At 75.0% G+C, this 19095-nt stretch carries 18 protein-coding genes, 1 pseudogene and 1 riboswitch; of the genes and pseudogenes, 11 read left to right on the top strand and 8 right to left on the bottom strand.

Annotated elements, in window-relative coordinates; translation table 11 throughout:
• Positions 1-47: 47 nt before the first annotated feature.
• The 4 genes from HCN08_RS17210 to mnmA are packed head-to-tail and all read right to left on the bottom strand — an operon-like array spanning position 48 to position 3503.
• Positions 48-1052, bottom strand: a complete 1005-nt coding sequence (locus HCN08_RS17210) for a methionine synthase (RefSeq protein WP_167983975.1) — start codon at positions 1050-1052, stop codon at positions 48-50.
• Between the two features lie 56 nt (positions 1053-1108).
• The gene (locus HCN08_RS17205) at positions 1109-1807 is read right to left on the bottom strand and encodes an SDR family oxidoreductase (protein ID WP_322974498.1); all 699 of its coding nucleotides are present in this window, start codon (positions 1805-1807) and stop codon (positions 1109-1111) included.
• Positions 1804-2334: an LOG family protein gene (locus HCN08_RS17200; RefSeq protein ID WP_167983974.1), complete on the bottom strand. Its 531-nt coding sequence runs from the start codon at positions 2332-2334 to the stop codon at positions 1804-1806. The genes HCN08_RS17205 and HCN08_RS17200 overlap by 4 nt, the downstream gene beginning before the upstream one ends.
• The gene (gene mnmA / locus HCN08_RS17195) at positions 2331-3503 is read right to left on the bottom strand and encodes a tRNA 2-thiouridine(34) synthase MnmA (RefSeq protein ID WP_322974497.1); all 1173 of its coding nucleotides are present in this window, start codon (positions 3501-3503) and stop codon (positions 2331-2333) included. Before mnmA ends, HCN08_RS17200 begins: the two co-directional genes overlap by 4 nt.
• Before the next feature lie 199 nt (positions 3504-3702).
• Here mnmA and HCN08_RS17190 point away from each other — a divergent pair, with 199 nt between their 5' ends.
• From HCN08_RS17190 to HCN08_RS17180, 3 genes are all read left to right on the top strand, one after another.
• Positions 3703-4563, top strand: coding sequence for a thioesterase family protein (locus HCN08_RS17190; protein WP_167983973.1), 861 nt, complete (start codon positions 3703-3705; stop codon positions 4561-4563).
• A 116-nt stretch (positions 4564-4679) separates the two neighbouring features.
• Positions 4680-5846, top strand: a complete 1167-nt coding sequence (locus HCN08_RS17185; protein WP_167983972.1) for a cysteine desulfurase family protein — start codon at positions 4680-4682, stop codon at positions 5844-5846.
• Positions 5847-5984: 138 nt separating this feature from the next.
• Positions 5985-7481: a DUF885 family protein gene (locus HCN08_RS17180; protein ID WP_167983971.1), complete on the top strand. Its 1497-nt coding sequence runs from the start codon at positions 5985-5987 to the stop codon at positions 7479-7481.
• A gap of 4 nt (positions 7482-7485) precedes the next feature.
• On the opposite strand, the gene HCN08_RS17175 is transcribed toward HCN08_RS17180, so the two are convergent.
• Positions 7486-8208, bottom strand: a complete 723-nt coding sequence (locus tag HCN08_RS17175) for an enhanced serine sensitivity protein SseB C-terminal domain-containing protein (protein ID WP_167984020.1) — start codon at positions 8206-8208, stop codon at positions 7486-7488.
• 191 nt (positions 8209-8399) lie between these two features.
• Positions 8400-9152, bottom strand: coding sequence for an enhanced serine sensitivity protein SseB (locus HCN08_RS17170; RefSeq protein WP_167983970.1), 753 nt, complete (start codon positions 9150-9152; stop codon positions 8400-8402).
• A 147-nt stretch (positions 9153-9299) separates the two neighbouring features.
• Positions 9300-9402, top strand: a riboswitch (glycine riboswitch).
• A 177-nt stretch (positions 9403-9579) separates the two neighbouring features.
• Between HCN08_RS17170 and gcvT the strand changes: the two genes are divergently transcribed.
• From gcvT to HCN08_RS17150, 4 genes are all read left to right on the top strand, one after another.
• A complete protein-coding gene (gcvT, locus tag HCN08_RS17165) occupies positions 9580-10719 on the top strand; it encodes a glycine cleavage system aminomethyltransferase GcvT (protein ID WP_167983969.1) in 1140 nt (379 codons plus the stop codon).
• A gap of 112 nt (positions 10720-10831) precedes the next feature.
• Positions 10832-11212: a glycine cleavage system protein GcvH gene (gene gcvH / locus HCN08_RS17160; protein WP_167983968.1), complete on the top strand. Its 381-nt coding sequence runs from the start codon at positions 10832-10834 to the stop codon at positions 11210-11212.
• Between the two features lie 34 nt (positions 11213-11246).
• Positions 11247-12512: a serine hydroxymethyltransferase gene (gene glyA, locus HCN08_RS17155; protein ID WP_167983967.1), complete on the top strand. Its 1266-nt coding sequence runs from the start codon at positions 11247-11249 to the stop codon at positions 12510-12512.
• A 113-nt stretch (positions 12513-12625) separates the two neighbouring features.
• On the top strand, positions 12626-13993 hold the full coding sequence (locus tag HCN08_RS17150) for an L-serine ammonia-lyase (protein ID WP_167983966.1): 1368 nt from the start codon (positions 12626-12628) through the stop codon (positions 13991-13993).
• Between the two features lie 27 nt (positions 13994-14020).
• On the opposite strand, the gene HCN08_RS17145 is transcribed toward HCN08_RS17150, so the two are convergent.
• Positions 14021-14599: a suppressor of fused domain protein gene (locus tag HCN08_RS17145; RefSeq protein WP_167983965.1), complete on the bottom strand. Its 579-nt coding sequence runs from the start codon at positions 14597-14599 to the stop codon at positions 14021-14023.
• 74 nt (positions 14600-14673) lie between these two features.
• Between HCN08_RS17145 and HCN08_RS17140 the strand changes: the two genes are divergently transcribed.
• The 4 genes and pseudogenes from HCN08_RS17140 to HCN08_RS17125 all read left to right on the top strand — a co-directional run bounded on the left by HCN08_RS17140 (position 14674) and on the right by HCN08_RS17125 (position 18770).
• Positions 14674-15168: a molybdenum cofactor biosysynthesis protein gene (locus tag HCN08_RS17140; protein ID WP_167983964.1), complete on the top strand. Its 495-nt coding sequence runs from the start codon at positions 14674-14676 to the stop codon at positions 15166-15168.
• 83 nt (positions 15169-15251) lie between these two features.
• Positions 15252-15968: pseudogene (locus tag HCN08_RS34800) on the top strand (response regulator transcription factor); the annotation flags it as partial.
• A 701-nt stretch (positions 15969-16669) separates the two neighbouring features.
• On the top strand, positions 16670-17710 hold the full coding sequence (locus HCN08_RS17130) for a sensor histidine kinase (RefSeq protein WP_240970147.1): 1041 nt from the start codon (positions 16670-16672) through the stop codon (positions 17708-17710).
• A 184-nt stretch (positions 17711-17894) separates the two neighbouring features.
• On the top strand, positions 17895-18770 hold the full coding sequence (locus HCN08_RS17125) for an SMP-30/gluconolactonase/LRE family protein (protein ID WP_167983961.1): 876 nt from the start codon (positions 17895-17897) through the stop codon (positions 18768-18770).
• Positions 18771-18839: 69 nt separating this feature from the next.
• On the opposite strand, the gene HCN08_RS17120 is transcribed toward HCN08_RS17125, so the two are convergent.
• Positions 18840-19028, bottom strand: a complete 189-nt coding sequence (locus HCN08_RS17120) for a DUF6191 domain-containing protein (protein ID WP_167983960.1) — start codon at positions 19026-19028, stop codon at positions 18840-18842.
• Positions 19029-19095 lie beyond the last annotated feature (67 nt).

Here is a 19095-nt window from a genome sequence, read left to right as displayed (position 1 = left end):
GGTTCCCGGCTCCGGTCCCGAGCGCCGGCCCCCGCTGCGGGACCCGGCTACTCAGGGTTGTCGACGAGCGACCGTGCCGCCTTCGCGCAGTGCGCGAGAGCGGCCCGGGCGTAGGCCGGTGTGGCCCCCGCCAGGCCGCAGGACGGGGTGACGGCGACGGAGGAACCCAGTGCCCCCGGTGCCAGCCCCAACCTGCGCCACAGCGCCCGAACACCACTCACGCTACCGGGAGGGTCCGACAACGGGGCGTCGGTGCCCGGCACGACACCGGCGAACAGCGCGGTGCCCGCCTCGGCCGCCTCGCCGATGGCGTCCCAGTCACGCTCGGTGAGCAGCCCGAAGTCGAAGGACACCCCCGCCGCGCCCGCGGCGCGCAGCAGCGCGAACGGCACCTCGGGGGCGCAGGAGTGGACGACGACCGGCACGTCCACCGCGGCGACCACGTCGCGCAGCACCGACTCGACGACCGCGCGGTCCACCGCCCGGTAGGTGCGGTAGCCGCTGGCGGTGCGGACCTGCCCGCGCAGCACCGCCGTCAGGGACGGCTCGTCGAGCTGGAGCACGACCTGTGCGCCGGGCACCCGCCGGGCCACGTCCGCGAGGTGGGCGGCCAGGCCCTCGGTGAGCGAGCCGGCGAGGTCGCGGCAGGCGCCCGGGTCGCGCAGCGCCGCCTCGCCCTGCCGGGTCTGCACGGCGGCGGCGAGCGTCCACGGGCCGACGGCCTGGACCTTGAGGTGGCCCGCGTAGCCTTGCGTGAACTCCTCGACGGCGTCCAGGTCCTCGCCCAGCCACGACCTGGCCCTGCGGGTGTCGCGGCCGGGCCGGTCGGCGAAGCGCCAGCCGCTGGGCTCCAGCTGGGCGTAGAGCTCCACCAGCAGGCCGAGGGTGCGGCCGGTCATGTCCGCGCCGGGGCCGCGGGCGGGCAGCTCGGGCAGGAAGGCGATGCCCTGCGGGGCCTCGGTGGCGACGCGGGCGGCCTCGCGGGCGTCGGTGCCGGGCATCGAGCCGACGCCGGTGCCGGTGGCCGGGGGAAGGTGCAGGTCGTTGCTCACGCCGGAAGGGTAGCCCGCCGGCGTGGGGCGCCCGGGCGGGCGGGCCGCCACCGGGCTTATCGGCCGGGGCGGACGGTGACGTCGGTCAGCTCGGCGTCCCGCGGCAGGTCCAGGGCCGCGAGCACGGTCGCGGCGACCGACTCGGGGGCGATCCAGCGCGCCGGGTCGTAGGGCTTGCCCTCCTGCTGGTGGACCTTGCGCTGCATCGGCGTCGCGGTGCGGCTGGGGTAGACCGACGTCACCCGCACCCCGGCGGGGTGCTCCTCGGCGCGCAGCGCGTCGGCGAGGGCGCGCAGGCCGGACTTGCTGGCCCCGTAGGCGCTCCACTCGGCGCTGACGGCCAGGCCCGAGGTGGAGTTGACGAAGACGACGTGGCCGCGGGACAGCCGCAGTTGGGGCAGCAGCAGGCGGGTGAGCTCGGCCGGGCCCAGCAGGTTGACGGCGAGGGTCTCCTGCCAGATCTTCGGCGTGAGGTCGCCGACCAGGCCGAGCTCGACGGTGCCGGCGATGTGCAGCAGCGAGTCGAGGCGGTCCGGCGGCGCCTGGTGGCCGAGCGCCCACGACAGCCGGGCGGGCTCGGCGAGATCCCCGACCAGGGTGCGGGCGCCCTCGTGCCGCGCGGCCAGCTCCTTCGCCCGCGCGGCGTCCCTGGCCAGCAGCCAGACCTCGTCGCCGCGCTCCAGCAGCCGGGCGGCGACGGCGCTGCCGATACCGGACCCGGCACCGGTGACCAGGTGGATGCGCGGGTCGCTCACAGCTGCTCCTGGAGGTAGGCCAGTGCGTCGGCGCCGTCCTGGGCCACGTACACGAGCTGGGACAGCGGCAGGGGCAGGAAGCCCTCGGCGTCCATCCTGCGCAGTTGCAGCTCCAGGCCGTCGTAGAAACCGGCGCTGTTGAGCAGCACCACCGGTTTGGCGTGCAGGCCGTGCTTCTTCAGCTCCAGGATCTCGGTGGCCTCGTCCAGGGTGCCGGTGCCGCCGACCATGACGACCAGGGCGTCGCTCAGCCGCAGCAGTTCGGCCTTGCGTCGGGCGAGGTCGGGCGTGACGATCATCTCGTCGGCGCCGGCCCGCGCCTTGGCCTGGAGGAATTCCACCGAGACGCCGACGAGCCGCCCGCCGGCTTCCTGGACGCTGTCGGCGAGCACCTTCATCAGGCCGACGTCGGAGCCGCCCCACACCAGGGTGTGGCCGCCGGCGCCGAGCAGTTTGCCGAACTCGCGGGCCGGCTCGGTGTACTGCTCCGACAGGTCCGCGGCGGACAGGAACACGCCGATGTTCATACGGTCACCGGGGGCTTCTGCTCGTGCGCGGTGGTGGCGCGGTCGATGGCGGCGCGGTCGGTGGTGGCGATGGTGGCGGAGCCGACGACGCGGGTGCCGTCGTAGAGGACCACGGCCTGGCCGGGGGCGACGCCGCGCACCGGCTCGGCGAAGCCGACCCGCAGCTCGCCGCCGGTCAGCTCGGCGGTCACGGGCACGTCCTCGCCGTGGGCGCGCAGCTGCGCGGTGTACGCGGCGGGGCCGGTGGGCGGGGTGCCGCACCAGCGGGGGCGTATGGCGGTGAGCGCGGTCACGTCGAGGGCTTCGGCGGGGCCGACGGTGACGGTGTTGTCGACCGGTGAGATGTCCAGCACATAGCGGGGCTTGCCGTCGTCGGCGGGCACGCCGAGCCGAAGGCCCTTGCGCTGGCCGATGGTGAAGCCGTACGCGCCCTGGTGGGTGCCGACCCGGCGGCCGGCCTCGTCGACGATCGCGCCCTCGGCGCTGCCGAGGGACCGGGCGAGGAAGCCCTGGGTGTCGCCGTCGGCGATGAAGCAGATGTCGTGGCTGTCGGGCTTCTTGGCGACGGCCAGGCCCCGGCGCTCGGCCTCGGCGCGGATCTCGTCCTTGGTGGTGAGGGTGTCGCCGAGCGGGAACATCGCGTGCGCCAACTGCCGCTCGTCGAGCACGCCGAGGACGTAGGACTGGTCCTTGGCCGCGTCGCTGGCACGGTGCAGCTCGCGGGTGCCGTCGTCGCGGGTGACGATCGTGGCGTAGTGGCCGGTGCACACCGCGTCGAAGCCGAGGGCGAGTGCCTTGTCGAGCAGCGCGGCGAACTTGATCTTCTCGTTGCACCGCAGGCACGGGTTGGGGGTGCGGCCGGCGGCGTATTCGGCGACGAAGTCGGCCACCACGTCCTCGCGGAAGCGCTCGGCGAGATCCCACACGTAGAAGGGGATGCCGATGACGTCGGCGGCGCGGCGGGCGTCGCGGGAGTCCTCGACGGTGCAGCAGCCGCGGGCGCCGGTCCTGAAGCTCTGCGGGTTGGCGGACAGGGCCAGGTGGACGCCGGTGACGTCATGCCCGGCCTCCGCAGCGCGGGCGGCGGCCACCGCGGAGTCGACACCGCCGCTCATCGCGGCGAGCACGCGCAGCCTCTTGGGCGCGGCGGGCGGGGAGAAGTCGTTCACCGGTCCAGGGTAACGGCCCGGCCGCGGCGGCCCTCGGGGTTATCCACAGGGGGCGGTGGCCGGCGGCCGGGAGCGGCCGGGCATCGTGGGGGCGGACAGGGGCGAGCGGGGCCTAGCGGGACCGGCCGGTGCACGCCCGGGGCTGACGGGCACCGCCGGGGCTGGACAACCGGCGACTACTGACGGGTAACATCGACTCATGGCATATGCATCGGCCCGTGCGGCCCTCGGGGACAGCGAGTTCGACCGCGACACCGCCGTGGCCGCGCGCCCCGGCGAGCCCGGCTTGTACGACGCGGGCCTCTCGGCGGGCTGGACGATCATCAGGGCCGTCAACGGCGGCTATCTGCTGGCCGTCGTGGGCCGCGCGCTGCGTGCCGCGCTCCCCCACCCCGACCCGCTGACCGTCACCGCGCACTACCTGACCGCCTCGGAGCCGGGCCCCGCGGTGATCAGGACCGAGACCGTACGCGCCGGGCGCAGCATGTCCACCGGCCAGGCGTCGCTCTTCCAGCGGGACGCCGAGGGCCGCGAGGTGGAGCGGATCCGGGTCATCGCCGCGTACGGCGACCTCGCCGCGCTGCCCGACGACGTACGCACCGCGGCGCGACCGCCGGAGATGCCCCCGTACGAGGACTGCGTCGGCTCCGACGACGCGCCCGAGGGCGGTCCGGTCACCGGCTCCACCGAGATCCTCAAGCGGCTCGACCTGCGCCTGGACCCGGCGACGGCCGGCTGGGCGGTGGGCGCGCCCTCCGGCGCCGGGGACATGCGCGGCTGGCTGGGCCTGGCCGACGGGCGCGACCACGACGCGCTGTCGCTGCTGCTGGCCGTCGACGCGCTGCCGCCGACCGCCTTCGACCTGGGCCTCGCGGGATGGGTGCCGACCCTCGAACTGACCGTCCATCTGCGGGCGCAGCCGGCGCCGGGACCGGTCCGGGTGGCCCTGACGACCCGCAACCTGGCGGGCGGGCTGCTGGAGGAGGACGCGCAGGTCTGGGACAGCAAGGACCGCCTGGTGGCGCAGTCCCGGCAACTGGCCCGCGCGCCGCGCCCCTGACGGCCGCCGGCCGCGGCGGCGCAATGGGCTGCGCGCCGCGGCGCAATGGGCTGCGGGGTGCCGGCGGCGGACGGGCGGGGCGAGCCGGGCCGGGCGGACCGTAGAATCGGAAAATCATGGCCTACTTCGATCACGCCGCCACCACGCCCATGCTCCCGGAGGCGGTCGAGGCGATGACCGCGCACCTGACGGTGACGGGGAACGCGTCGGCCCTGCACGCAGCGGGCCGCCGGGCCCGGCGGACGGTGGAGGAGGCGCGCGAGGCCCTTGCCGCGGCATTGGGCGCACGGCCCAGCGAGGTCGTCTTCACCGGCGGCGGCACGGAGTCGGACAACCTGGCCGTCAAGGGCCTGTTCTGGGCCCGCCGGGCCGCCGACCCGCGCCGGGTGCGCGTCCTGTCCAGCCCGGTGGAGCACCACGCGGTCCTGGACGCGGTGCACTGGCTCGCCGACCACGAGGGCGCCGTCGTGGAATGGCTGCCGGTCGACGCCTACGGCAGGGTCGGGCCGGACACCCTGCGCGCGGCGCTCGCGGCGAACCCGGACGACGTGGCCCTGGTCACCGCGATGTGGGCCAACAACGAGGTCGGCACGATCCTGCCCGTCGCCGATCTCGCGGCCGTATGCGCCGAGTTCGGCGTCCCGATGCACTCCGACGCGGTGCAGGCCTTCGGCCAGGAGGAGCTGGACTTCGCCGCGAGCGGCCTGGACGCGATGACCGTGACCGGGCACAAGGTGGGCGGCCCGTACGGCGTCGGCGCCCTGCTGCTGCGCCGCGACGACACCCCGGTGCCGCTGCTGCACGGCGGCGAGCAGGAGCGCAGCCGCTCCGGCACGCTCGACGTGCCGGCCATCGCCGCGTTCGCCGCCGCGGGCACGCTCGCGGCCGAGCGGCGCGAGCAGTTCACCGCGCACGTCGGGCGGCTGCGGGACGAGCTGGCACGCGGGGTGTTGGACGCGGTCCCCGACGCGGTCCTCAACGGCGACCCGGCGCCCGGCGGCCGGCTCGCCACGCACGCGCACTTCACCTTCCCCGGCTGCGAGGGCGACGCCCTTCTGCTGCTGCTGGACGCCCAGGGCATCGCCTGCTCCACCGGCTCGGCATGTACTGCGGGCGTGGCACAGCCCAGCCATGTACTGCTCGCCATGGGCCAGCCGGCCCCGCACGCGCGCGCCACGCTGCGCTTCTCCCTCGGCCACACGACGACCGCCGACGAGGTCGCCGAGCTCGTCCGGGCCATCGGGCCGGCCGTCGCCCGCGCCAGGACCGCCGGGCAGACCTGACGCCGGACGCCGGGGGCGGGCGGACGTCAGAGGTCCGGCCGGGTGAATTCCGCCCCGCCCATGGCGCCATGACACGCCGTGCCGACTCGCCCGGTGCCCCGGGCAGACGCGCGGCGGCGGCAACGCTACGGTCGTGGAATGGATGATCGGCTCCGCGCGGTCTGCGACCTGATGATGCCCACCGTCCGCGAGATGGCCGGGCTGCACGAGTACGACGGCCGCGTGCAGGACCTGTCCCCCGACGGAATACGCCGGGCCCTCGCCGCCGTCAACACGGCCCGGCGCAATACGCCGCGCCTTGAGGACCCGCACGACGAGGCGCACCTGCGGGTCTTCGAGGACGCGCTGCGGGTGCAGTACGGCGAGCTGGAGCTGCACCGGCGCGACCCGTACCCGCATCTGTCCAACCTGGAACTGGCCTGCTACGACCGGGAGTACGCGCCGCGCAAGGAGCGGGCCGCGGCCCGCCGCAACCACCTGGCGCAGTGGCCGGACGCCGTGGACGCGGCGATCGCCTCGCTGGACCGGGTCAGCTCCCCGGTCGCCGCGGCGCTGCTGGGCTCGGCGCAGGGCCTGGCGGCGGACCTGGACCCCGGGCAGGGCCCCGTCGAGGCGGCGGCCCTGGGCGCGCACGCCCGGCTCATGGCGCACCTGGAGGACGCCGCCGAGCACGGCGACCCCGACCCGCGGCTCGGCGGGCCCGCCCTGGCCGCGCTGATGGGCTCCCAGGAGGGCTTGCGGGTGGACCTGACGGCGCTGGCCGACGCGGCCGGCAAGGAGCGCGTACGGCTCGGCCAGCTGCTCGCCGACTCCTGCCGCGCCCTGGACCCGCGCCGCGCGGTCGACGACCTCATCCCGGAGCTGCTGGCCGACCATCCGGGCGCCGAGGGCGTCATCCCGGAGGCCGCCCGGCTCACCGAGGAGGTCATCGCCTTCACCCGCGAGCGGCGGCTCGCCCCGTATCTGGACGGCGAGTGCCTGGTCGGCCCGGCGCCGCCGTCACGCCGCTGGGCCATGGCGATGATGACGTGGGCGGGCCCGGGCGAGCCGGAGACGCCGTCCTGGTACCACGTCACGCCGCCCGAGCCGGACTGGCCGGCCCAGGAGCGGGAGGAGTGGCTGACGGTCTTCAGCCGCACCAGTCTGCCGTCGATCACCGTGCACGAGGTCGCGCCCGGACACTTCGCCCATGGCCGCGCCCTGCGGCGGGCCTCCAGCCCGGTCCGGCGGGTCCTGCACAGCCTCGCCTTCTGCGAAGGCTGGGCACACTACGTCGAGGAGGTCTGCCTCGACGAGGGCTTCCGCGCCCGCGACCCGCGCTTCGCGATCGGCGTGGCCCTGGAGGCGCTGGTCCGGGTGACCCGGCTGACATGCGCGATCGGGCTGCACACCGGCGCAATGGACGTGGCCGAGGCCACCCGCCTGTTCGTGCGGGACGCCCACCTCGCGCCCGCGGGCGCCTCCTCCGAGGCCCGCCGGGGCACCTTCGACGCGGGCTACGGCCGCTACACCTGGGGCAAGCTGGAGATCCGGCGCGCCCGGGACCGCGCGCAGCGCTCGCCGGGGTTCAGTGTGCCGTCCTTCCACGCCGGGCTGCTGGCGCTGGGCGCGCCGCCGCTGGGCCTGCTGCCGTAGCCGCTCAGTAGCGCGGGGGCGGGCCCCAGGACGGGGGGTTGGAGAAGGCGTCGCGGTCGAAGAATGGGTGGGTGTTGGCGCGCAGCCACATCGCCACCGGGTCGTGGACGTCGGCCATCGCGACCGTCGAGACGGGCAGGCCCTCGGGCACGCCCGCGACCGCCTGCTGCATCATCAGCCGCACCGCTTCCACCGCCTGCGGCGAGGAGTCGTAGACCTCGACGCCTATGGCCAGGTACGGCTCCCCCAGCGCCGGCTGCACCCATGCCTGGCGCAGGGCGCGCACCGCGGGGGTGCGTTGCGCAGCGGTGGCCAGCAGCGCGTAGAACTGCGGGATCTGCAGCGACGGCTCACCGATCTGGAGCGGGCCCGCGGGCAGCAGGTCCAGGCCGGCGGCGACGCGGCGCAGGTCGGGCCAGGGGATGCCGACCCCGCCGCCGGGGGCGTGCGGGTTGAGCCACAGGCCGCAGTGGTCGGGGAAGAGCGTCAGGGCGATGTCGCGGCCCGAGACGATCTCGTGCGCGCGGTTCCAGCCGCTGGCGGCCAGCTCCCGGGGGGAGGTGCAGCACGGCGCGTAGCGGTGCCCGGCGACCTCCATCGCGGCGTACTGCGCGTCGGGCCCGCCGGGCGCGCCCTGCCACAGCAGCATCCAGACCTGGCCGTCGGCCAGCGACGCGAGCAGGTTCTCGTATGCGTCGTAGCGGCCCGGCGCCACCTGGAGCAGCATCTGCTCCACATGGCCGGCCGCCGCGCCGCCGTGCGCGCCCGCGATCACGTCGGACCGCCCCTTTCCCCTCGTACGTCTTCCGCCATCAAATCAGGTCGGCTGTTACCGGTGGAACGGTGACCGACTCAAGCGGCGCCGGCTATATGCCGCGTATACGACGCGTATACGCCGCCGTCCGGGCGCCGGGCCGGTCAGTCCCTGGCGTAGAAGGGACGCACGGCCTCCAGCATCCAGTCGCTGACCGGGTCCTGGGCGATGTCGAGCAGGATCAGGTGGACCGGCCAGGGCAGCGGCACCGCGCCCAGTGCGCGGCCGAGCGCGTCCATGGCGACGGCGCGGTCGGGTTCCTGCCAGCGGTCGAGTTCCACGCCGATGTAGAGCGCCGGCGGGTCCTCCTCGACGGCGGCCATGGCGCGGCGGGCGCTCAGCACGACCGGGGTGACGGCGTATTCGGCGGCGGCGACCGCGAGGAAGTCCACCGGCTCCTCGTCCGGCGAGGGCTCCCACAGCCGGACCCTGGCCCCGCCGGGGCCCTGCTCGCCGTACGGGCCGAGCCGCCCCTCGCCGCGGCACAGCTCCGCCACGGCGCCCGGCGGCAGCGGTACGCCGACAGCCCCGCCGGGGTTGACGGCGATGCCGACCATCGGGGGCAGGCCGCGGGCGAACTCGCGTACCGGGGCGACCGTGCAGGACATGCCCTCGGCGCCGCGGCGGAACTGCTGCTCGGAGCTGAAGACCGGCACATAGGGCGCGCCGTTCAGCTCCATGGTGGGCAGGTCGAGCTCGGTGGACTCCGGCGAGCCGCCGCCCGGCAGCGGCACCCACACATGGGAGCGGCCCAGGACCTCCAGCAGCCGCGGCGTCGCCGAGGGGTTGCCGAGGCTGGCGGCGAGGACCTCCTCCAGCTCGTTGGCCGGCCATATGTACGGTGCCGGATTCTCCATGTCCACCCTTGTCCGCGCTTGTGCCACTGTCGGGGCCCGTGTCCTGCCCGGAAACACTAGCGGCTGCGCGCCCGGCACGCCCGGGCATGCAATGATGGCGGCGCAAGTCAGCAACGCCACACCACGACAAATCGCATACCGGCCGTTGGAGGCCGCGCGGGAGAGTTCCGGCCCCATGACCGACGGGGGCGGGCGCCGAAGGAGCAAGTCCTCCCTTGAATCTCTCAGGCACAGATACCGCGCGGGCGAGGCAGATCTGAAAAGCGGGCGGCCCGGCGTCACCGGTCCCACCCCACCCAAGGTGCAAACCGCGGCCCGCAGGGTCACGGTGAACCTCTCAGGTTCCGATGACAGATGGGGAGGCCGGGGCAGACGTCCCGGCCCGCAGATCCACGTCCGCCGTCCGCCGCCCCCGGGAGCACCTCCGATGACACAGCCCAGCGCCCCGCCCGCCGCGTCCCCGCGCCGTACCGCACTCGACGCGGTGCACCGCGCCCTCGGCGCGACCATGACCGACTTCGCCGGCTGGGACATGCCGCTGCGCTACGGCAGCGAGCGCGAGGAGCACCAGGCCGTCCGCACCAGGGCCGGGCTGTTCGACCTGTCCCACATGGGCGAGATCACCGTGACCGGGCCGCAGGCCGGGCAGGCGCTGGACTACGCCCTGGTGGGCCATCTGTCGGCGCTCGCCGTCGGCCGGGCCCGCTACACGATGATCTGCGCGCCGGACGGCGGCATCCTCGACGACCTGATCGTCTACCGGCTGGCCGACGAGCGCTTCCTGATCGTCGCCAACGCCTCCAACGCCCAGACGGTGCTGGACACCGTCGCGCTGCGGGCGACGGACTTCGACGCGGCCGTCACCGACGACCGGGACGGCTACGCGCTGCTGGCCGTGCAGGGCCCGCAGGCGCCCGGCATCGTGGCCGCGCTCACCGACGCGGACCTGGCGGGCCTGCGCTACTACGCCGGGCTGCCGGGGACCGTCGCGGGCGTCCCGGCGCTGATCGCCAGGACCGGCTACACCGGTGAGGACGGCTTCGAGCTGTTCGTGGCGCCCGGGGACGCCGAGCGGCTGTGGGAGGCGCTGCTGGCGGCCGGCGCGGACGCCGGGCTGGTGCCGTGCGGGCTGTCGTGCCGCGACACGCTGCGGCTGGAGGCGGGCATGCCGCTGTACGGGCACGAGCTGACCGCGAACGTGACGCCGTTCGACGCGGGCCTCGGGCGGGTCGTGAAGTTCGACAAGCCGGGCGACTTCGTCGGCCGCGCCGCCCTGGAGGCCGCCGCGGCGCGGGCCGCCGAGCAGCCGCCGCGCACGCTGGTCGGGCTGGTCGCCGAGGGGCGCCGGGTGCCGCGGGCGGGCTTCGCCGTGACCGGCCCGGACGGCACGGTCGTCGGCGAGGTCACCTCGGGCGCGCCGTCGCCGACCCTCGGGGTGCCGATCGCGATGGCGTACGTCGACGGGTCCGTCGCGCAGCCGGGGACGCCGGGCGTCGCGGTCGACATCCGGGGCAGCCGGGAGCCGTACCGCGTCGTGGCGCTGCCCTTCTACCACCGCGAGCGCTGAGCCCGCGGAAGTTTTCCACAGGTCCCTTGGGGCGGCGGCGCGGACGCCGGGTTTTCCACAGGCCGCCGCGCCGTCCCCGACATCACCTCTTCGCATCCGGGAGAATTCCGTCATGAGCATCAATCCTGAGCAGCTGCGCTACAGCAAGGAACACGAGTGGGTCGGCGCCCCCGAGGACGGTGTCAGCACGGTCGGCATCACCTCGCACGCCGCCGACGCGCTCGGTGACGTCGTCTTCGTCCAGCTCCCCGAGGTCGGCGCGTCGGTGACCGCGGGCGAGAGCTGCGGCGAGTTGGAGTCCACCAAGTCCGTCAGCGAGCTGTACGCCCCGGTCTCCGGCGAGGTCACCGAGGTCAACCAGGACGTGAACGACGATCCGTCGCTGGTCAACTCCGCGCCTTTCGAGGACGGCTGGCTGTTCCGGGTGAAGGTGGCGGGGGAGGACGCGGAGCTGCTGACCGCGGCCGAGTACGACGCCTTCATCGCCGGCTGAGCCCGCCCCGCCCCCGTACCCGAGGGAAGATCCCATGTCGCTCCTGAACCAGTCACTGCACGACTTCGACCCGGAGGTCGCCGCCGAGGTCGACGCCGAGCTGCGCCGCCAGCAGTCCACCCTGGAGATGATCGCGTCGGAGAATTTCGCGCCGGTCGCGGTCCTGCAGGCCCAGGGCTCGGTGCTCACCAACAAGTACGCCGAGGGCTACCCCGGGCGCCGCTACTACGGCGGCTGCGAGCACGTCGACGTGATCGAGCAGCTGGCCGTCGACCGGGTCAAGGCGCTGTTCGGCGCCGAGGCCGCGAACGTCCAGCCGCACTCGGGCGCCCAGGCGAACGCGGCGGCGATGTTCGCGCTGCTCAAGCCGGGCGACACGATCCTGGGCCTGGACCTGGCGCACGGCGGGCACCTGACGCACGGCATGAAGATCAACTTCTCCGGGAAGCTGTACAGGGTCGCCGCCTACCATGTCGACGCCGACACCGGCCTGGTCGACATGGCGGAGGTGGAGCGGCTGGCCAAGGAGCACCGCCCGAAGCTGGTCATCGCGGGCTGGTCGGCGTATCCGCGGCAGCTGGACTTCGCGGAGTTCCGGCGGATCGCGGACGAGGTCGGCGCGTATCTGATGGTCGACATGGCGCATTTCGCGGGCCTGGTCGCGGCGGGGCTGCACCCCTCGCCGGTGCCGCACGCACATGTGGTCACCACGACGACGCACAAGACGCTGGGCGGCCCGCGCGGCGGGGTGATCCTGTCCACCGCGGAGATGGCGAAGAAGATCAACTCGGCGGTCTTCCCCGGCCAGCAGGGCGGGCCGCTGGAGCATGTGATCGCCGGCAAGGCGGTCGCCTTCAAGGCGGCGATGACCGAGGAGTTCCGGGAGCGCCAGGCCAGGACGCTGGAGGGCGCGGCGGTGCTCGCCGAGCGGCTGGGCGGTGAGGATCTGGCGGCGGCCGGCGTGAAGGTGCTCTCCGGCGGCACGGACGTCCACCTGGTGCTGGTCGACCTGCGCGACTCCGCGCTGGACGGGCAGCAGGCCGAGGACCGGCTGCACGACATCGGCATCACCGTGAACCGCAACGCGGTGCCGAACGACCCGCGCCCGCCGATGGTGACGTCGGGCCTGCGGATCGGGACGCCGGCGCTGGCCACCCGCGGCTTCGACACCGACGCCTTCCGCGAGGTCGCCGACGTCATCGCCGCCGCGCTGCTGCCGGTCTTCGACGCGGACGCGCTGCGGGCCCGCGTCACGGCGCTGGCCGAGCGGTACCCGCTGTATCCGACGCTCGCGCCCTGACCCCTTCGGGGCGACCGCGGGGCATATCCCCCGCCGCGCGGTCGCCCTCCGCGCACCACCTAGCAATATCCCGCGGACAACGGCGTCCGCGGAGACCCGGGAGCAGTGAACCCATGGCAATCTCCGTGTTCGACCTCTTCTCCATCGGCATAGGCCCGTCCTCGTCCCACACCGTGGGGCCGATGCGGGCTGCCCGGATGTTCGCGCAGCGGCTGAAGACCGAGGACCTGCTCACCGCCACCGCGGGCGTGAAGGCCGAGCTGTTCGGCTCGCTGGGCGCGACCGGGCACGGCCACGGCACCCCCAAGGCGGTGCTGCTGGGCCTGGCCGGGCACTCCCCGCGCACGGTGGACGTCGAGGCGGCCGACGCCGAGGTGGCCGCGGTGCACCGCTCGCGCCGCCTGTTGCTGCTGGGCGCGCACGAGGTGCCCTTCGACCCGGCCGCCGACCTGGTGCTGCACCGCCGCCGGGCGCTGCCGTACCACGCCAACGGCATGACGCTGACGGCGTACGGGCCGGACGGCGCGGTGCTGCTGGCGAAGACGTACTACAGCGTCGGCGGCGGCTTCGTCGTGGACGAGGACGCGGTGGGCGCGGACCGCATCAAGCTGGACGACACGGTGCTGCGCCATCCGTTCCGCACCGGCGACGAGTTGCTGCGGCTGGCCCGGGAGACGGGTCTGTCGATCTCGGCGCTCATGCTGGAGAACGAGAAGGCGTGGCGCTCCGAGGCGGAGATCCGGGCCGGGCTGCTGGAGATCTGGCAGGTGATGCGGGAGTGCGTGGAGCGCGGCATGTCCCGCGAGGGCATCCTGCCCGGCGGCCTCAAGGTCCGCCGCAGGGCCGCGGTCTCAGCCCGCCAGCTGCGCGCCGAGGGCGACGCGGCGGCGCACGCCACCGAGTGGCTCACCCTCTACGCGATGGCGGTCAACGAGGAGAACGCGGCGGGCGGCCGGGTCGTCACCGCCCCCACCAACGGCGCGGCCGGCATCATCCCGGCCGTCCTGCACTACTACACGAACTTCGTCCCCGGCGCCGACGACGACGGCATCGTCCGCTTCCTGCTCGCCGCCGGCGCGATCGGCATGCTCTTCAAGGAGAACGCCTCGATCTCCGGCGCCGAGGTCGGCTGCCAGGGCGAGGTCGGCTCCGCCTGCTCCATGGCCGCCGGCGGCCTCGCCGAGATCCTCGGCGGCACCCCCGAACAGGTCGAGAACGCCGCGGAGATCGGCATGGAGCACAACCTGGGCCTGACCTGCGACCCGGTCGGCGGCCTCGTCCAGATCCCCTGCATCGAGCGCAACGGCATGGCGGCGGTCAAGGCGGTGACCGCGGCGAAGATGGCGATGCGCGGCGACGGCCGCCACCATGTCTCCCTCGACAAGGTCATCACGACGATGAAGCAGACCGGAGCGGACATGAAGGTCAAATACAAAGAAACCGCCCGCGGCGGCCTCGCGGTCAACGTCATCGAGTGCTGACCTCCAGCCCCCGAGTGCGCGTCGGTCTCAGATGACCGAGGGGCGGAAGGGGTCGGTGGGGATGATGTGCGCGGCGTCGAAGAGGCGTTCCAGGGCCTCGTGGCCGTGGTGCCGGCGGAAGGCGATCTCGGTTGAGGTCACGGGGAGGGTCCACAGGATGCGGGCGTGGCCGCCTGGGAGGGGGCAGTGTTCCAGCGCGGGGCCGTGGAGGTAGGGCAGGCTGATCAGGAGGTGGTCGCAGGTCGAGCCCGGCACCCATGGTTCGCCGATCGGCATGCTGTGCTCCAGGTCGAGCCGGTGCCCGCCGCAGTGGTAGTAGGCGATCATCGCCATGAGGTCGATGAACCGCTGGTCGCGGACGTGGGCGGTCATGACGAACTCCAGTCCGTGGCCGTCCTCCGCCGTCGCGGCCCAGCAGCCGGCGGTCACGTAGGCCCAGGTGTCGCTGCGGGGGCCGGGGCCCGCGACGAGGACGCGCAGGTCGGGCAGCACCGCGCGCCGTGCCTCGCCGGGGTCGTAGGCGACGGCCTCCACGAGATGGCCCTCGAAGTACGCCCGGACATGTGATTCGACGGCCTGCGCCGCCTGCACCCTCGCCTCGCTCACCGCGGGATCATCCCTCATCGACGCGGCCGGCCGCAGCGGCTGCGGAAGAAAGGCGGCGCCGTATCGTGGGGTGGGTGATCGCGGTGGAGGTCGTGCAGTTGCTGGTGTCGCCGGTGCACCGGTATGAGGGGCGGCCTGCGGACGGGCCGGTGCCGGGGGGTGAGGGGGAGTTGGTGGGGCGGATCGTGGTGAGGGGCGGGCTCGGGATCGTCGGGGACCGGTATTTCAACCAGCCCGCGCACCGCAATGCGTCGATCACGCTCATGGCCGCGGAGAATCTGCCGCACGACATCGACCCCCGCGCGGACCTGCGGCAGACCCGGCGCAATGTGCTGCTGCGGGGCGTCGACATCGACGCGCACGTCGGCGAGACGGTGGCGCTGGAGGGCGAGGGCGGCAGTGTCGTGCTGGCCGTACGGCGCCCCGCGCGGCCGTGCGCGTGGATGGACGCGGTGATCGGCCCGGGCGCGCAGCGCGCCCTGCGCGGCAAGGGCGGGGTCCGCTGCACCCCGCTCACCGACGGCGCGCTCGCGCTGGGGCCGGCGACGTTCTCCGTCGTCACCGTGTGACGGACCTTACGGAATGGGGACGGGGTCGGCTCGGCGGGGGGCGGGCCGGGACGTTCGGGGGCGCGTGGTGCGACGCTGTGAGGATGAGTACGCCAGCAGCGCCCGCCCGGATCCTGGTGGTCGAGGACGACCCGACCGTCGCGGAGGTCGTCACCGGCTACCTGCGCCGGGCCGGCCACATCGCCCTGCACGCGGCGGACGGCTTCTCCGCGCTCGCGCAGGCCGCGGACGGGGCGGTGGACCTGGTGGTGCTGGACCTCATGCTGCCCGGCATCGACGGGCTGGAGGTGTGCCGCCGGCTGCGCGCCACAGGCCTCCCGCTGCCGGTGATCATGCTCAGCGCGCGGGGTGAGGAGGAGGACCGGATCACCGGCCTGGAAGTCGGCGCGGACGACTACGTCACCAAGCCCTTCAGCCCGCGGGAGCTGACGCTGCGGGTGGACTCCGTGCTGCGCCGCAGCCGCGCCGGGAACGCGGCGGCGGCCGGCCCGGCCAAGGTGCTGCGGGCGGCGGGGCTCGTCCTGGACACGGGGGCCCGGCAGGCGGCCAAGGGCGGGCGGGAGCTGACGCTCACCCTGCGGGAGTTCGAGCTGCTCGCCTGGTTCCTGGCCCACCCCGGCCGCGCGCACAGCCGCGAGGAGCTGATGCGGGCGGTGTGGGGCTGGGAGTTCGGCGACCTGTCGACCGTGACCGTGCACGTCCGCCGGCTGCGCTCGAAGATCGAGGACGACCCGGCCGCGCCGCGGCTGATCCGTACGGTGTGGGGCGTCGGCTACCGCTTCGACCCGGGCGACGTGGAGCGGGACGCCCACGCCGCCGCCCCGGTCGCGTCGGACGCGCCCGCCGCACCCACCCCCACCGCGCCGCCGGCCGCACCCGCACCGCCGGGCGGCGGGCGGCCTGAGGGCGACCGCGGCCGACCGGCTGACAGCCCCGGCCGACGCGAAGACGGCGCTGCAGGGCCGGGAGGCGGCACCGGCCGCCCCGCGGACGGCACCGCAACGCCCGGCGGTGGGCTGCCGGAAGGCCCCGCCCCAGGCTCCGAGGGGGGCCCGAGCCACGGGGCGGACGGCACCTCACCCGGCGGTGGGCGGCCGGAAGGCCCCGCCCCAGGCACCGAGAGGGGCCCGAGCCACGGGGCGGACGGCACCTCACCCGGCGGTGGGCGGCCGGAAGGCCCCGCCCCAGGCACCGAGAGGGGCCCGAGCCACGGGGCGGACGGCACCCCGCCCGGCGGTGGGCGGCCGGAAGGCCCCGCCCCAGGCACCGAGAGGGGCCCGAGCCACGGGGCGGACGGTACCTCACCCGGCGGTGGGCGGCCGGAAGGCGCCAGCGCAAACCCCGGGGGCGAGTTTGCAAGCCCCGAGGGCGTTCCCGGCCGCCTCGCGGGCGGCGCCGCGGCCCCCGGGGGGATCGCGTGAGGGGGCTAATTGTCATCGCGTTGCTCGCGCTCGGGGGAGCCGGGTGTGCCGGGGTGGTCGGGGCCGGGGCGTTGTGGCTGTTGCGGCACCGTTCCGTCGCCGTGTCGCTCGCGGTCGTCGCGGGGGTCGCCGTCACCGCGATGCTCGGCGGGACCCTCACGGTGGCGTGGGCGATGTTCCTGTCGCCGCACGACCTGCGGGTCGTCACGCTCGTCGCGGCCATCGCCGCGGTCGTTTCGCTCGCGACCGCGCTGGTCATGGGCCGCTGGGTGGTCGCCCGCAGCCGCGCCCTCGCGCTCGCGGCCCGCGCCTTCGGGGACGGCGGCAGCTTCGCCCCGCCGCCCGTCGCGGCGACCGCCGAACTCGCCGACCTCACACGCGAGTTGGCCGCCACCAGCGACCGGCTCGCCGCCTCGCGGGAGCGCGAGCGCACCTTGGAGACCTCACGCCGGGAGCTGGTCGCCTGGATCTCGCACGACCTGCGCACCCCGCTGGCCGGCCTGCGGGCCATGGCCGAGGCGCTGGAGGACGGCGTGGCCGACGACCCCGGCCGCTACCACCGGCGGATCCGTACCGAGGTCGAGCGGCTCAACGGCATGGTCGGCGACCTCTTCGAGCTGTCCCGCATCCACGCCGGCGCCCTCGCGCTGTCCCCGAGCCGGGTCTCGCTGCGCGACCTCGCCGCGGACGCGATGCTCGGCGCCGACCCGCTCGCCCGCGAGCGCGGGGTGCGCCTGGTGGGCAACGGCATCGCGCATGTGCCCGTCGAGGTCGACGGCAAGGAGATGGCCCGGGTGCTCACCAATCTGCTGAGCAACGCCATCCGCCACACCCCGCCGGACGGTACGGTCGCGGTCTCGGTGAGCTGCCGCGACGACACGGCCCTGCTGGCGGTGACCGACGCGTGCGGCGGCATACCGGAGCAGGACCTGCCGCGTGTCTTCGACACCGGGTGGCGCGGCAGCCAGGCCCGCACCCCGCCCTCCGGCGCCGGGCTGGGGCTGGCGATCGTCCGCGGCATCGTCGAGGCGCACGCGGGCCGCGCCGAGGTCCGCAACGTCCCCGGCGGCTGCCGCTTCGAGGTGGCCCTCCCGCTGGGCGGCGCCACCACCATCGCCTGACCCCACCACCCGACGCCCCGGCCGGCGCCCTCGCCGGCAACCCGACCCGCGCCCGGGCCCGCGCCCAGGTCAGCACGCCAGCCCGCGCCCCAACCGGCGCCCCCGCGCCCCCGCCCCACCCCGTACGGCAGACTCCACCCGTACGGGGTGGACGCGACCGCCCCCGGCAGAGGAGAGCCGCGCCGTGTTCGACGTCTTCTCGCCCGGGCGCCACCAGCTCGGCGAAGGCCCGCTGTGGGACGCCCGGACGGCGACGCTGCACTGGGTCGACATCCCCGCCGGCGAAATATGGCGCCGGGCCGAGGACGGGACCCGGGCCCGGGCCCGGGTGGTGGCGGTCGGGGCGGAGGTCGGGTGCCTGGGGCTCACCGCGGAGCCGGACGTGCTGGTCGCCGGGATGCGCGGCGGCTGGCACCTGGTGGACCTGCGCACCGGGGCAGCGCGGCCCCTGGCCGACCCGGAGGCCGCCCGGCCGTCGTACCGCTTCAACGACGGCGCCGTCGACCCGGCCGGGCGCTTCTGGAGCGGCTCGCTGGACGACGACGCGCACCGCCCGCGCGGGCGGCTCTACGCGCTGCGCGGCGACGGCACGTACGCGACCGCCGACGAGGGCTTCGCGTGCCCCAACGGCATCGACTGGTCGCCGGACGGCCGGCACATGTACCTCGTGGACACCCTCGCCGACCGCATCCACCGCTACCCCTTCGACGCGGCCTCGGGCACCCTCGGCGAGCGCGAGGTCTTCGCCGACACCTCGGCCCTGGACGGCATGCCCGACGGGCTGCGGGTGGACGCGGCCGGCGACGTGTGGTGCGCCTTCTGGGACGGCGCCCACCTCACGCGCTTCGCGCCGGACGGCTCGGTGCGCGAGCGGCTCGACGTGCCCGCGCCGCGCCCGACGAGCATCGCCTTCGGCGGCCCAGACCTGCGCACCATGTACGTCACCACGGCCTCCCGCGGCCTCACCGAGGAGCAGCTGCGGCGGTGGCCGCTGTCCGGCGCGGTGCTGCGGCGCCGGGCGGACACCCCGGGGCGGCCGGCGCACCTCCGCGCCGGCTGAGCAGGCCGTAGAAACACCGCAGCGGCCGGCCGGATACCTACCCGGCGTACCCGGCCGTGCGAGATAAGCTCAGGCGCCCGTCGCCTCGGGCGACGTACGCGGGGTCGCGCGCATCACGACCTTCCCCGACGAGAGGTCTATCGGCCCGCGGGCCGGATCGCCGTTGCCCTCCTCCTCGCGGAAGAGCTCCAGGCGGTTGCGCTCGTCGTCGGTGTGCTTACGCGAGGGCGCGAACAAACCTTCGAGGATGTTGAACACGCGGACCTCCCCGCAGCCGGGCACAGTCCCTTCAGGCTACGCCCGAAAGGCGGAAAACGGGCGGACA

Origin of the sequence: Actinacidiphila epipremni (genome assembly GCF_012034175.1) — a bacterium.
In the GTDB taxonomy this organism is placed as follows: domain Bacteria; phylum Actinomycetota; class Actinomycetes; order Streptomycetales; family Streptomycetaceae; genus Actinacidiphila; species Actinacidiphila epipremni.
This window is presented reverse-complemented; position numbering and strand designations above follow the sequence as displayed.

Excerpts from the sequence above, each read along its gene's own strand:
- HCN08_RS17200 (WP_167983974.1), bottom strand. The coding sequence starts at position 2,334 with ATGAACATCGGCGTGTTCCTGTCCGCCGCGGACCTGTCGGAGCAGTAC.
- glyA (WP_167983967.1), top strand. The coding sequence starts at position 11,247 with ATGTCGCTCCTGAACCAGTCACTGCACGACTTCGACCCGGAGGTCGCC.
- HCN08_RS17150 (WP_167983966.1), top strand. The coding sequence starts at position 12,626 with ATGGCAATCTCCGTGTTCGACCTCTTCTCCATCGGCATAGGCCCGTCC.
- gcvH (WP_167983968.1), top strand. The coding sequence starts at position 10,832 with ATGAGCATCAATCCTGAGCAGCTGCGCTACAGCAAGGAACACGAGTGG.
- HCN08_RS17180 (WP_167983971.1), top strand. The coding sequence starts at position 5,985 with ATGGATGATCGGCTCCGCGCGGTCTGCGACCTGATGATGCCCACCGTC.
- HCN08_RS17170 (WP_167983970.1), bottom strand. The coding sequence starts at position 9,152 with ATGGAGAATCCGGCACCGTACATATGGCCGGCCAACGAGCTGGAGGAG.
- gcvT (WP_167983969.1), top strand. The coding sequence starts at position 9,580 with ATGACACAGCCCAGCGCCCCGCCCGCCGCGTCCCCGCGCCGTACCGCA.
- HCN08_RS17185 (WP_167983972.1), top strand. The coding sequence starts at position 4,680 with ATGGCCTACTTCGATCACGCCGCCACCACGCCCATGCTCCCGGAGGCG.
- HCN08_RS17175 (WP_167984020.1), bottom strand. The coding sequence starts at position 8,208 with ATGCTGCTCCAGGTGGCGCCGGGCCGCTACGACGCATACGAGAACCTG.
- HCN08_RS17190 (WP_167983973.1), top strand. The coding sequence starts at position 3,703 with ATGGCATATGCATCGGCCCGTGCGGCCCTCGGGGACAGCGAGTTCGAC.